Raw genomic sequence first — 13,321 nt, 5'->3', positions numbered from 1 at the left:
GCGGGATTTGGCTGCAAGTGAACGGCCGCGCTATCGTCGTCGCCTAAGAAAATAGAGGAGACGTCCCGATGGCGATGGCCGAAGCCGCTGCCCCCCTTTCCGCCCATGACCATGCAAAGGTGATGGCCGAATACAGCCGCGCCGGCGAAGAGCGCGCGCGGGCGTTGGGCAATCGCGGGCCGATCCGGCTCGATGCGAACGGCCGGCTGGCCCCCGACATTCTCGACGCCTACTGGACGCACGGCTTCTACGTGTTCGAGGGCGTGGCGGGACCGGAGGAGCTAGCCGAGCTGCGCGCCGACGTCGATGCCATCCTCGAGCGCGCGCCGGTCGAGCCCGGCGCCGCGGTCGACCGCAACGGCCGTCCCGCGTTTGGCGAGGGCGTGCTGAAGCCGCCCTATCGCTGGGCCAAGCCGTTGAGCGATCCGCTGGGCGGCACGACGAAGAACAACGGCCGCCATCCGGTGGCGATGAGCCAGCCGACCCTGGCCGCCGACGCGCCCGCCTGGACCGTCGAGCTGCTCGACGGCAACCTCTACCTGATGAACGCCGCGTTCCGGCTGTACGGCCATCCCGGCCTGCTGGCCGCCGCCGCATCGATCCTCGGCGAGGATTTCGTGCCCTACAACGAGGTGACCTTCATCAAGGAAGCCGGCCTCGGCCCCTCGGTCGCCTGGCACCAGGACGGCACGACCCATTGGGACGCCGCCGACTGGGACATGGGCGCCCACGGCTTCAACTTCATGACCCAGCTCTATCCCAGCACCGCCGGCAACTGCGTCTGGGTGCTGCCGGGCAGCCATCGCCACGGCAAGGCCGACATCCGCAAACTGGTCGCCGAAAGCGGCTCCGACCGCATCGAAGGCGCGGTGCCGATGCTGGCCGGCGCCGGCGACACGATCGTCACCAACCGCCAGCTGCTGCACGGCTCCTTTGCCAACTCCTCGCCCGACCGCCGCGTGACGCTCAATGCCGGCTTCTTTCCGCGCAAGCGCGTGCTGGGCGTCACGACCAAGCGGCTGACCGGCGAGGTCGTGACTTACGACGCCGAGCGCATCGACCAGCGGCTGCGCATCCTGCTGCTGGCGATCGACGCGCGCCGCCAGCGCTTCCCGCAGGAGAAGAGCCATGTCTATCGCCCGCTCGCCGACCGTCAGGACGAGAACCGCTGGAGCGAGGCGATGCGCGACACGGTGCTGAAGAACTACAATCAGCTCGACATGTTCATCTGACGGGATGCGGTTCGGACTCGTTCTGCTGCTCGTGATTGCCGCCTTCCCGGCACTGGCACAGACACAGGCGCAGGACCCCGAACCGCTCCAGAACGACGACGACCTCGCCGCCTATTGCCTGGGCGTGAACGGCCAGCTGGCCGAGCGCTTCCGCCAGATGCAACTCTGGGGCTGCGGCAAGGCGGCCTCGATGCAATGGTGCCGTGACGCCAGGGCCTCGGCGCCCGAGGCGATGCGGGCCCGCGAGCGGCTGGTCATCCGCTTCGCCAACGTGCTGACCCGCAAGGGCCTTCTGGACATCGAGCAGCCGCCCGAGTCGCGCGCCCGCCTGACGAAGATCGTCGCCGACGGCACGACCGACGCCCGCGCCTGCTTCAACCCCAAGGGCGACCGCAACGAGGCCGCCTGCGAACGGCTGCAGCGCTGCGAGGACGCCGAGCAGCGTGTGGGGCAGTAGAGTTTGAGCGCCATCCCAGCTCCCACCCCCGCCCCCAGGCCCCAACCCCAACCTCACCCTGAGGAGGCGCGAAGCGCCGTCTCGAAGGGTGGGCACGCGCACCTCGCTTGTTGCCGACCCTTCGAGACGCGTTCCTGCGGAACGCTCCTCAGGGTGAGGTGTGCGGGTAGCCGCCGCCCGAACCGCATGCGAGATTTCACCGACATTCAACGAGGACACGGATGACCCAGTCGACATGGCGCGCGCGCGCGGGCACGCAATTCACCTGCGAGAAGCAGCCGGCGCACGGGCCTGCGGGCATGGCGGTGTCCAACCATCCGCTGGCCTCCGCCGCCGGCCTCGAAATGCTCGCGGCCGGCGGCAATGCGGTCGACGCCGCCGTGGCCATGCAGTTCGCGTTGACCGTGGTCGAGCCGATGATGGTCGGGCTGATCGGCGGCACGACCTGCCACATCCGCCTGGCCGACGGCAGCCACCGCATCCTCGACGGCATGAGCGCCGTGCCGCAGATGGGCCATCCCGACATGTACAAGCCGGTCCCCGGCGCCGCGCCCGAGGTCTACGACGTCGAGGGGCAGGAGAACCTGGTCGGGCCGAAGTCGGTCGCGACGCCGGGCTCGCTGCGCGCCTGGTGCCTGGCGCTGGAGCGCTTCGGCACGATGAGTCTCGCCGACGTGATGCAGCCCGCGATCCGCCACGCCGCGCGCGGCTTCGCGGTGACGCCCTATCTCTCGGACTGCATCAAGGATGCCGGCCCCGATCTCCTGAACGACAAGCTCGCCGCCGCGCTGCTGCTGCCCAATGGCACGCCGCTGAGGCCCGGTGAGCGTCTCGTGCAGGGCCAGTACGCCGAGGCGCTGACCCTGGTCTCGCAGCAGGGCGAGACGGCGCTGCATGGCGGGCCGCTGGGCGACCTGCTCGTGGAGTGCATGGAGAAGACCGGCGGCTTCGTGCGCCGCGACGACCTCACCGGCTACAAGGTCGAAGAGCGCGCGCCGATCCGCGGCCACTATCGCGGCTGGGAGATCCTGGGCCCGCCGCCGCCCGCCGCCTCGGGCGTGCACATCGCCCAGATGCTGAACATCCTCGAAGCCTACGACATCGCGAAAATGGGCTTCGGCACCGTCGACACGCTGCACCTGCTGGCCGAAGTGCTGAAGATCGCCTTCGCCGACCGCGCCGAGGCGAGCGGCGATCCCGACTTCGTGAAGGTGCCGGTCGAGCGCATCGTGAGCCGCGACTATGCCGACCAGCGCCGCAAGCTTCTGGACATCGCCCGCGCCACGCAATGGACGGGCGGGCTGCAGGCGGCGGAAGGCCAGGACACGACCCATCTCACCGTGGCCGACGGCAAGGGCAACGTCGTCAGCACGACGCAGACCATCAACAGCCTGTTCGGCGCGCGCTTCATCGTGCCCGGCACCGGCATGATCCCCAACAACTACATGAACAACTACGACCCGCGCCGCGGCAACGCGCTGTCGATCGCGCCGGGCAAGCGCGTGACGACCTCGATGTCGCCGATGATGGCGCTCAAAGGCGGCAAGGTGCGCTATGCGCTGGGCCTGCCCGGCGGCCGCAAGATCTTCCCCTCCGCGCTGCAGGCCCTGCTCAACCTGATCGACCACGGCATGACCTTGCAGGAAGCCGTCGAGGCACCGCGCATCTGGACGGAGGGCCCCGTCCTCGAAGTCGAGCACGGCATCCCCGCCCCGGTCCGCCAGGGCCTCGAAGCCCGCGGCCACACGCTCAAGATCATGCCGACCGTGGCCGGCGGCATGAACGCCATCCAGTTCCACGACGACGGCACGATGACGGGCGCCGCCTGCTGGCGCGCGGATGGTACGGCGGCCGCGCTGGGCGGCGGCCTGGCGCGCGCGGGGGTGAGGTTCGTGTTGCCGGGGTGAGTACAGGAAGAAAAACGCGGCGGCGTGGCGACTCCGACCAGGCGCGAATCAATGTGTGGCTTTAGTTTTCAACGTGTAGCAACGGCTGGCTTCGCAGATAGGGACATTGGCCAATGGAAAGACGGACTAACGACGCCTGCGGCGGGCGATTTTGGCTTTTGCAATAATCGCAGCGAAAGCTATGGCCGCCTCTATTGAGTCTGTTGCGTCAATACACTCATTAAGCAATCGGCCAACAATTCTCTCATCGAAACCGGAACTGATAGCTTCAGTCGTCCATTGGTCAAGGTCACTGAAGTACTGGCGTCGCACGCTCGGCCTATCAGTTCGCTTTCCGCTACCTCCATCGTTTGGCAACAGGCTCCGCTGCTGAGGTGTCGAGCGCTCATTCATTCTATCTCTTTCGCTGATCGCTTGCGCTGACTGTCGCTGACCAGGGAGTTGATCAATCGGCACTCGATCATTCAGGATTACACTACGTTTGGCCAAAATCGTCTGTCCAAACGGGAGCTCGCACCACTGCCAGATCGCATCACCACTACGATATTCGCGTCCTTCTGGTCTTAGCTCGCCTAGCCCCGCGATAGCGATCCCATTCGACAAAAGCCCAACAGATGCTATCTGTTTAGTTGGTGGATTCCATCGTGCTAAATCCGGATATGAAAAGCTGTCTTGAGGAATTCCTTGGGCAATGGCGGCGAGACGTTGCGCCTCGCGGACAATGTACTCGTAATCTTGAATATCCCATTTCGGTGGTTCATTGGCCGTTGCGCCCATTAACGCACCAGCCATCGTGGCAATAGTATCTGTATCACTATCAAGCTCGTTGGCCGCCACAGCCAGCGCCTGACCAATTTCTCCATCGCGAAATACATCCGCAAGGACTGATGCCGCCAATGCGGTCTTGAGACCTGATCCACGATACGCCGGTGTAACGCATCCTAACGCCTCTAAAGCGCTTCGATAAGACTCGTAAGAGCCCGATCTTAGAAGGGGGGCGACCGTATCAATATCCCGCAACAACTCATCCCGCGTTTCCATCAAAGCATCATGCAGAGTTAATCCTGAAGCATTCTCCCAAGCTGATTGCCAAAAAGTCGCCAGCTGGGAATCAGAGGCGAGAATTTCGGACACACTCCCAATCTGCCGGGCAAAGCTGCTCCAGTCCTCAATAGTAGGAAGAGTGCCTTTGGAAATTGTCTCTGCCAAAGCGAGCGCATGAAATAAGGCCCCGCAAAAACCATGAGGATGTCCATGCGTAACCAGCGCGTCGCGCAAGACGTCAAGGATGAGCTCCTCTAACGACCCGGACGAAGCCCAAACATGCGGCTGTATGCGCATCGCAGCACCATTGCCACCGCCTCGGACATACTTCTGGTCTCCAGATTCAAAGAAATTTGAAAACCAGTTCACGCCGCGCTTCGACAAGTTTACTGCAGCAGCTTTCGTCCCTAGCCCACCACCAAGCGCATAAGTTGGCCAAACAGTGATCTCAACTTTCGCAAATGCCTCAACATCGAAACTACCGTCACCACGGATCGCACGACACACTGCAAGTCGAAGTTGGGTGTCATCAGAGTAAGTGCCCGACGGCAACTCTACTCTTGGCCCATTTCGGCCTCCGATTATCCTGCGCCACCTAACCGGTCGCTCAACTTTACCGAGGCCAGTTCGATATTCGACCCCTCCTTGGCCACGCGACAACTCCGTCATCCATCCAAGCGCGTCGCCCCCTGCAGCCCACAACGCCGAGTTCACCACCGCGAGCCCACGACGCCCGAGCTGTTGTTCAGCTTCACGAATGCTAGAGACCTCAGTCAATTTGGCCTTCCGAGAAATTTATCTGGAGAAATCTGAACGTTGACCTCCTCGAAGCCAAATTCGCCCAGCCATCCTTGCACAATGTCATGATGCGTCTCGCTTTGAACGTAGATAGCCCGAAGCAGATCAGTAGAAACTTGCCGCGGGTACAGGATTTCAGCCTGCTCACACGTGGTCAAATGAACCTCTCGGTGGCGACGAGCAACTGACCAACCCGCCTTTCGCGCAACTACTGGAACAAAGAGACTCTTCAAACCCTCGACACCCGGATTACGAATGCAGCATGGATAGCCGTTATTAGTTGAGGCAAACACCACCCCTTCATGTGCCGCGATGCATGAATCGAAACTAAGTATGCCCCACCAAACATCGGCATTCTCATGCCAACGCTGCGAGACCAGAAAGAATCTGCGATTAATTTCCGAAATTGAGAGATTGACGTAGTCGAGCCAATTCTGACTCTTGTCAAAGAACGCCGCTTCCTCTGGCCGAGAGGCAGCATTCACATGGAGAACGTGCCGAAGATAGGCTTCCTGCGGCAAACGGAAACGTGACATCAACGCTCGCTTGGCCAATGTTCCGACGATCCCGTTGTTTGTAGTGAAGTGAAGTACTTCACGAATGCTCCTCTCACGAAGCACCTCGGAAACGGTCATATCGAAATCTCGACAAAAGTCCCAGGCTCGAAATACTCCACTAACCTCGACTCCTCTCCAGGCTTGTATCCTACGACAACGGTTCGCCTCGCGCGAGCAACTGCAACTGCAAGCAGTCGCCGAAGGACAAACACTTGATCGTCTTGATCCTCGCCCGCGTACGGCGTGTTTTCGTTGTTGAATCCGAGAATAAACACGTGGTCGAACTCAAGTCCTTTCGCTGAATGAAAGGTTGAGAGCGCTATGTTTTCCGGACCATTTGGCCAGTCAGGCTGTCGTGTAATATCTTCGAAAGAAAGGCCATTAGATGCTAGCGCACCCTTGATTGTATTAAACCATGCCCCTGCTTGCGGCTTCAAAAATGCCACTGAATCTTGGGTTAGGTCTATGTTGTTTACGATATAGTTCACCGCCCAGTTCGCTTGCCTAGAATACAGCCCTCTCAAAACTATTGGCAGTGGCCCCGTTGAGGTTGCCGCAGTTAGGTTCGGCAATGCTCCATCGCCTTCGACACTTATGCCCTTAAGAATACCCGCCGCGAACGCTGCGATCTGCGACGTATTTCGATGATTCGCGCGAAGAACATGGATTCGCTCCGGTCGCACATCAAAGCCCGCCTCAGCCCATGAAAAGCCGCGGGCATAGATTCTCTGCACAGTATCTATCACGAACGTCACAGCGTGCTCTTCTCGAAGGTGGCGCCTGACTGCACGAAGCTGATTCGCCGAAAAATCTTGCGTCTCATCAACGATAACAACGTCGTAATCCAAGGAAGGAGTGTGGCCCGCCATCTCCACAGCAATATCATTCCAATCGAACGCACTCCGGGAGTGGAGCCAAGACTTATAGGGTCCTACGACTTCATCCAAAATCCTTCGCCGAAGGGCCCTGTTCACTCGTGGAAGAGGTCCGCGACCAGTACGTTCCGCCGCAATGTAGTTCTCGAGGTGCTCCGGCTCAAACCGGCCGAGCAGATACTCGACTTCTTTCACAATATAATCGGCGCTCAGCGCACCTAATCGTGCCGCCAAGCGATGCAGCTCAATCCTGGCCTCATCATGCATTACAAGCGGTCGCCCAAGCGTAGACATTGCCCATTGGCCAAACGTTGTAATGTCAAGGTCTACATTCAGGCTTCCGCTTATTTGCTGTTCGGCAAGGGACCGCACATAACCCGCCAACGTTCGATTGAATGTCAAGACGAGGACTTTTACAGCTTCGGGATTCTGCATCCTGCGATTGCGCGCAGCAAACCAGTGGCATAGCGATCGAAGGCGCAACAGCGCGGTTGAAGTCTTTCCACTGCCGGCAGCTCCACAGATTACCTCTACACCAAAACGGTTCTGGCTGATCAACGGCAACTGCTCTGCCGTTGCAGTGACTTGTGGCAGTGTCTTCAAGATAGGCGCCCCCCGACGCACGCTAGCATTTCATAGCCGAATCCACGGCCAAGCATCCAATCTTGCGATGGCAATGACCGAGGCCGTGCAAACAAGCAATTCTCGGTGTTATACCCTTGTAGCATCGTTGATGCTGATTGCCTGCTGCGCAAGGTTTTTCTACCGCAGGTTCGCAAATATTGGAAATTCATTGCGAGCAGCTTGCAAGTACGCAGAGTCGATACCTGACCGCGACCAGCAATCTCGCCTCGTCAATGCCGTTTGCTAGTTCGTGACGCTTCGGGACTTGGCAAAACTGACTTTTTGCCGAGTTGTAAAATTAGCCCGCGCGCACAGTTCGCGAGTTGTTTTTCGCGATACGGTCGCCCCTATCACTTCAATGAAACACCCGGCCCGAATCGATCACCAGTGTCTGGCCGGTCGTGCTGTTGGTCCGGCACATCGTGACGACCTGGTCGGCGCAGTCGTCCTTGTCGGCGGGCTTGCCCAGCAGGGAGGCGCTGGCGTTCTTCGCGACCACTTCCGGGCGCAGGTTCGCCGTCGCGCGGGTGCCTTCGAGCAGGCCGGGGGCGACGCAGTTCACCAGCACCTCGGGCGCCAACGCCACAGCCATGCACTTGGTGAGATGGATGAGGCCCGCCTTCGAGACGGCGTAGGCGATCGAGGAGCCGGTGGGCCCCAGACCCGCGACCGAGGCGATGTTGACGATGCGGCCTTCGCCCTGGCGCTTCATGACCGGGCCGACCGCCTTGGTGAGCAGCATCGGGCCGGTCAGGTTGATGTCGATGATCTTGGTCCATTCCTCGTAGGTGAGGCCGTCGAGATCGGTGAAGGGGATCGACTTGTTGTAGGCCGCGTCGTTCACGAGGATGTCGAGCCGGCCGAAGCGCTTGAGCACGTCGTCGACCAGCCGGTCGACCTGGTCGCGCTGGGTTACGTCGCAGGCGAAGGTGGCGGCCGTCACCTGATGCCGTTCGAGATCGCGCGCCACGCCCTCGGCCTGGTCCTTGCTCTTGGCGTAGACGACGGCGATGTGGCAGCCCTCGGCCGCCAGCGCGTGACAGATGCGCTGGCCCAGCCCGCCATTGCCGCCGGTGACGACGGCCACCTTTCCCTTGAGATCCATCCGTTTCCCCCGTGGCTGCCTTGCGACCCGTGCCGGGTGCAGGCTCTCGTTCGTGCGGTATATTAGGCCAGTTCACAGCGTAGCGGAGCCCGTTCGATGTCCCTCACAGCCGACCAGAAATTGCGACAGCGCGCCCAGCAGGTCATTCCCGGCGGCATGTACGGGCACCTGCGCAGCGACCGGCTGCCCGAGGGCTACCCGCAGTTCTTCGAACGCGGCGAGGGCTGTCACCTGTGGGACGTGAACGGCAAGCGCTACGTCGACTTCATGTGCAGCTGGGGCCCGATCGTGGTCGGCCACGGCAATCCGGTGGTGGCCGAAGCGGTGGCGCGCCAGACCGCGGCGGGCGATTGCCTGAACGGCCCGTCGGAGCGGCTGGTCGAGCTGGCCGAGCGGCTGGTCGGCCTGATCCCGCACGCCGACTGGGCGCTGTTCGGCAAGAACGGCACCGATGCGACGACGACCTGCGTGACCCTGGCGCGCGCCGCCTCGGGCAAGCGCAAGATCCTGGTGGCCGAGGGCGCCTATCACGGCGCCATCCCGTGGTGCTCGCCGAACCAATACGGCGTGACGCCGGAGGATCGCGCCCACATGCTGACCTACAAGTACAACGACACCGGCAGCCTCGAGAGCGCCGTGCAGCGCGCCGGCGACGACCTGGCGGGCATCATCGTCTCCGCCTTCAAGCACGATTTCGGCAAGGACCAGGAGATGCCAGACGCGGCCTTCGCCCGCCGCGCGCGCGAGCTGTGCGACGCCAGCGATGCCGCGCTGATCGTCGACGACGTGCGCGCCGGCTTCCGCCTCACGATGCGCGGCAGCTGGGACCTGGTCGGCGTGCAGCCCGACCTCAGCGCCTGGAGCAAGGCGATCGCCAACGGCTACGCCCTGGCCGCCGTCACCGGCAACGACCGCTATCGCGAGGCCGCGTCCAAGCTCTACGTCACCGGCTCGTTCTGGTGCAGCGCCGTGTCGATGGCCGCCGCGCTGGCGACGCTCGACGTGCTGGAGAGCGTCGACGGGCCGACGCGGATGCGCGAGATGGGCCAGCGGCTGCGCGACGGCATCGCGGCCCAGTCGGCCGAGTTCGGCATCGGCGTGCGCCAGAGCGGCCCACCGCAGATGCCGACCCTGCTGTTCGACAACGATCCCGACACCGAGAAGGGCAACTTCTTCACCCTGGAGGCGCTGAAGCACGGCGCCTACCTGCACCCGCGCCACAACATGTTCCTGTCGACCGCCCACACCGAAGCCGACATCGACTTCGCCCTGGAAGCGACCCGCAAGGCCTTCGCGGCGCTGGCGGCGCGGTAAACATCTCCACTCCGCACCACCTCATCCTGAGGAGGCCCGAAGGGCCGTCTCGAAGGATGGGTAACAGGCGGGGTGCTCGCGCCCACCCTTCGAGACGCGCTCCTGCGGAGCGCTCCTCAGGGTGAGGTCTTTGTTGGAAGCTCGCCGTGGTTCTTTCCGTTCGGAGAGCCTCTACCCCCGCCCGCCGTTCTTCCAGAAGCGGTTCAGGCTGGCTGCATCGCAAGGCGTTCGCCGCGCTGGCGGCGCGGTAGGTCTGCTTCATGTCATCCTGAGCGCAGCGAAGGATCTCCCGTCCGCAAGGGAGTCCTTCGCTCGCTCAGTGAGGTCCTTCGCTGCGCTCAGGACGACAGTCAACTAACCCCGCCCGCCGTTCTTCCACCACCGGTTCAGGCTGGCGACGTCGCCGTTGTACATGTTGCGGTCGCAGTGGCCGACGCCCTCGACGTGGCGCGGTTCGCTGCCATAGGCGAAGTTCTGCGAGGTTTCGTCGGCGACGTACTGCCAGAGCTTCCAGCCGCGATCCGCCCAGGCCACGGGAAGGCGCGGCGTCTCGCGATAATCGGCCAGCCACAGGTCGCAGCGCGCCAGGATCGAGCCCGGCCGCACGCTGGCGCCGAGGCTGATGCGGCGGCGGCCGTAGATCTCGCCATCGGCCCAGGCGGGATGGGCGTAGAGCATCGGCAGCCGGCCGGTGGCCTTCTGCACGGCCAGCACGAAGGCCTCGGCCTGGTCGAGCCGCATCGTGTTGCGCGGGTTGGCGTCGTTCGGTTCGAGGTCGAGCGCCATCACGGTCTGCGGGCCGGGCTGGCAGGCCGACAGGAACGAGGCCGCCTGCTGCTCGCCGGAATACTGGCGCGTGCCGAAATGGTAGCCGCCCCACAGCAGCCCCGCCGCCTCGGCCTGGCGCCGCCGCGAGGAATAGGACGGGTCGAACCAGTCGCCGCCCTCGGTCACCTTGTGGATGACGGCCAGGATGTTGCTGCGGCGGACCGCGGCGAAGCTGGTGACGGTCACGTTGTGGCTGATGTCGATCACCGCATCGAGGCCGGGCCGCGTCTGGCCCGGGGAATAGGCCGCCGACTGGGTCGTCGGCTGGCCGCCGCAGCCGGCCAGCGCCGGCAGGGCAAGACCGCCGGCCAGCATGCTTCTCCGTGAGATCATCGAGGGGAGTCCTATTGGGCTTTCTTGAGCACGTTGGTGGCGGCGACCGAAACGCCGGCGCGATTCTCGGTATAGAAGAGTTCGAGCGAGCCGTCGTCCAGCAAGGTGCCTTCGATGGCCGAACCGCCCTGCCCGATCATGCGCACGCGCTTCCCGTCCGAGCCGATGACGCCGATGATCGGCTCGGCCTTCGATTCCGAGGACAGGGTTCCCCAGAAGCGGCCCTCGTCCTGGCCGTCGATCTTCACCGTGATCTTCAGCTCGACCAGCCGGTTGCCGTCGACGATCGTGGCCGGGGCGGTCACCGGAAAGTGAGCCGGCAGGCCGCTCACGATGCCCTTGTTGGTGCCCGTCCAGGTGCCCGTCAGGTCCGGCCCGGCCGGCTGGGCGACCGCGATGCCGGCGGCACAGGCGAGGGAAAGGCCGAGGGGAAGCAGGAGGGAGACACCACGCATGGCTTTTTCCTTCGAGGTTGTCGGGGGCCGCATCATGCCCAAACATCGGCCCGCGTAAAGCCGGGCCATCGTCGCGGCGGTCGACAGGCGAAGTCGGCGCGCGCAATACTGGCGGCAATGGAATACGACTATATCGTCGTCGGCGCCGGTTCGGCGGGCGCCGTCGTCGCCAACAGGCTGTCGGCCGACCCGCGCCACACGGTGCTGCTGCTCGAAGCCGGGCCCGCCGACCATCCCTGGACGCGCATTCCCGTCGGCTATTCGCGGTTGATCACCAACCCGGCCGTCAACTGGCTCTACAGTTCCGAGCCCGAACCCAGCACCAACGGCCGCCGCATCCCGGTACCGCGCGGAAAACTGCTGGGCGGCTCCAGCGCCATCAACGGCCTCGCCTTCGTGCGCGGCCAGGCGCAGGACTTCGACACCTGGGCGCAGATGGGCAACCAGGGCTGGGCCTACGAGGACGTGCTCCCCTTCTTCAAGCGCCTGGAGAGCTATCCCGAAGGCGACGAGCGGTTTCGCGGCCGCTCGGGCCCGCTGCGCGTCACCAATCCCGCCCCGGCCAATCCGCTCTATGCCACCGTGATCAAGGCGGCCGGCGAAGTCGGGATCCCGCACAACCCCGACTACAACGGCGCGAAGCAGGACGGCATCGCGATGAGCCAGGCCACCATCGCCTCCGGCTGGCGCATGAGCACGGCCCGCTGCTACCTCGATCCGGCGAAGCGGCGGCCCAACCTGCGGATCGAAACCGGCGCGCTGGCCGAACGGTTGCTGCTCGAGGGCCAACGCTGCACCGGCGTGCGCTATTCGGTCGGCGGCGAGTCGCGCGAGGCCCGCGCGGGACGCGCCGTCGTGGTGAGCGGCGGGTCGATCAACTCGCCGCAGCTCCTCGAACTGTCGGGCATCGGCCAGCCGGACCGGCTGCGCGCGCTGGGCATCGAGGTGCGGCATGCGTTGCCCGGGGTCGGCGAGAACCTGCGCGAGCATTACGCGCCGCGCACGCGATGGACCATCGGCACGCGCGGCGTCACCTTCAACGATCGCGGCCGCGGGCTCGGCCTCGTGCACCAGGCGGTGCGCTGGGCGCTGAACCGCGACAGTCTTCTTTCGATGGTCGGCGCGCCGCTACGCGCCTTCGTGCGCTCGCGCGACGGGCTCGAGGCGCCCGACCTGCTGCTGGGCTGGGTGCCGATGTTCACCGAGGCGGGGCCGCGCGGCCCCCGCATTGCGCGCCAGTCGGGCATCTCCTGCTACGCCCATCCGATGCGGCCCGAGAGCAAGGGCACCATCCATATCGTCTCGGCCGATCCGAAAAAGCCGCCGGAGATCCGCTACAATTTCCTCTCGGCGCCGGTCGACGGCGAGCTGACCGTGCGCGCCGTGCGCATCGCCCGCGCCATCATGACCGCACCGGCCATGGCGCCGCTGCAGGTCGCAGAGATCGCGCCGGGACCGGGCGGCAACAGCGACGACGAGATCCTCGACTGGGTGCGCCGGGCTGCCGAGACGACCTACCACCCGGTCGGCACGTGCAAGATGGGCTCGGATGCGATGGCCGTGGTCGATGCAAGGCTGCGCGTGCACGGCATCGAGGGGCTCCGGATCGCCGACGCCTCGATCATGCCGACGCTGACCTCGGGCAACACCAACGCCCCCTCGATCATGATCGGCGAGAAGGCGGCGGAGATTTTTCTGCAGGACACCATGTCATCCTGAGCGCAGCGAAGGATCTCACGTTCGCCAAGGAGTCCATTGGTCGTTCTGTCAGGTCCTTCGCTTCGCTCAGGAC

11 protein-coding genes are annotated in these 13,321 nt (G+C 64.0%); 5 read left to right on the top strand and 6 right to left on the bottom strand.

Going from position 1 to position 13,321, the window contains the following annotated elements; translation table 11 throughout:
* Positions 1-68: 68 nt before the first annotated feature.
* The 3 genes from ACO07I_RS18585 (at position 69) to ggt (ending at position 3,596) form a co-directional block, all read left to right on the top strand.
* Positions 69-1,232 carry a phytanoyl-CoA dioxygenase family protein gene (locus ACO07I_RS18585; RefSeq protein ID WP_422009881.1) on the top strand — a complete coding sequence of 388 codons (1,164 nt, stop codon included), beginning with the start codon at positions 69-71 and terminating at the stop codon, positions 1,230-1,232.
* 4 nt (positions 1,233-1,236) lie between these two features.
* Positions 1,237-1,689, top strand: a complete 453-nt coding sequence (locus ACO07I_RS18580) for a hypothetical protein (protein ID WP_422009879.1) — start codon at positions 1,237-1,239, stop codon at positions 1,687-1,689.
* 221 nt (positions 1,690-1,910) lie between these two features.
* Entirely contained in the window at positions 1,911-3,596 is a 1,686-nt protein-coding gene (gene ggt, locus ACO07I_RS18575) for a gamma-glutamyltransferase (protein ID WP_422009877.1), read from the top strand.
* A 126-nt stretch (positions 3,597-3,722) separates the two neighbouring features.
* Here ggt and ACO07I_RS18570 read toward each other — a convergent pair whose 3' ends face one another.
* The 4 genes from ACO07I_RS18570 to ACO07I_RS18555 all read right to left on the bottom strand — a co-directional run bounded on the left by ACO07I_RS18570 (position 3,723) and on the right by ACO07I_RS18555 (position 8,599).
* Entirely contained in the window at positions 3,723-5,354 is a 1,632-nt protein-coding gene (locus ACO07I_RS18570) for an ADP-ribosylglycohydrolase family protein (protein ID WP_422018317.1), read from the bottom strand.
* 59 nt (positions 5,355-5,413) lie between these two features.
* Positions 5,414-6,073 (bottom strand): DarT ssDNA thymidine ADP-ribosyltransferase family protein, encoded by a 660-nt coding sequence (locus tag ACO07I_RS18565; protein ID WP_422009875.1) that lies wholly within the window; start codon positions 6,071-6,073, stop codon positions 5,414-5,416.
* The gene (locus tag ACO07I_RS18560) at positions 6,070-7,473 is read right to left on the bottom strand and encodes a 3'-5' exonuclease (protein ID WP_422009873.1); all 1,404 of its coding nucleotides are present in this window, start codon (positions 7,471-7,473) and stop codon (positions 6,070-6,072) included. Before ACO07I_RS18560 ends, ACO07I_RS18565 begins: the two co-directional genes overlap by 4 nt.
* A gap of 376 nt (positions 7,474-7,849) precedes the next feature.
* On the bottom strand, positions 7,850-8,599 hold the full coding sequence (locus ACO07I_RS18555) for an SDR family NAD(P)-dependent oxidoreductase (RefSeq protein ID WP_422009871.1): 750 nt from the start codon (positions 8,597-8,599) through the stop codon (positions 7,850-7,852).
* Positions 8,600-8,695: 96 nt separating this feature from the next.
* On the opposite strand from ACO07I_RS18555, the gene ACO07I_RS18550 reads away from it, so the two are divergent.
* Positions 8,696-9,913 carry an aspartate aminotransferase family protein gene (locus ACO07I_RS18550; protein ID WP_422009869.1) on the top strand — a complete coding sequence of 406 codons (1,218 nt, stop codon included), beginning with the start codon at positions 8,696-8,698 and terminating at the stop codon, positions 9,911-9,913.
* A 354-nt stretch (positions 9,914-10,267) separates the two neighbouring features.
* Here ACO07I_RS18550 and ACO07I_RS18545 read toward each other — a convergent pair whose 3' ends face one another.
* Both ACO07I_RS18545 and ACO07I_RS18540 read right to left on the bottom strand, forming a co-directional pair.
* Positions 10,268-11,074, bottom strand: coding sequence for a glycoside hydrolase family 25 protein (locus ACO07I_RS18545; RefSeq protein WP_422009867.1), 807 nt, complete (start codon positions 11,072-11,074; stop codon positions 10,268-10,270).
* An 11-nt stretch (positions 11,075-11,085) separates the two neighbouring features.
* On the bottom strand, positions 11,086-11,529 hold the full coding sequence (locus ACO07I_RS18540) for a hypothetical protein (protein WP_422009865.1): 444 nt from the start codon (positions 11,527-11,529) through the stop codon (positions 11,086-11,088).
* Between the two features lie 117 nt (positions 11,530-11,646).
* Here ACO07I_RS18540 and ACO07I_RS18535 point away from each other — a divergent pair, with 117 nt between their 5' ends.
* Positions 11,647-13,248 (top strand): GMC family oxidoreductase, encoded by a 1,602-nt coding sequence (locus ACO07I_RS18535; RefSeq protein ID WP_422009863.1) that lies wholly within the window; start codon positions 11,647-11,649, stop codon positions 13,246-13,248.
* The last annotated feature ends 73 nt before the right edge of the window (positions 13,249-13,321 follow it).

The sequence above is a fragment of the Reyranella sp. genome (genome assembly GCF_965227665.1).
Taxonomy (GTDB): Bacteria; Pseudomonadota; Alphaproteobacteria; order Reyranellales; family Reyranellaceae; genus Reyranella.
Note: the sequence above shows the minus strand (reverse complement) of the source record. Positions and strands in the feature narration are given on the sequence as shown.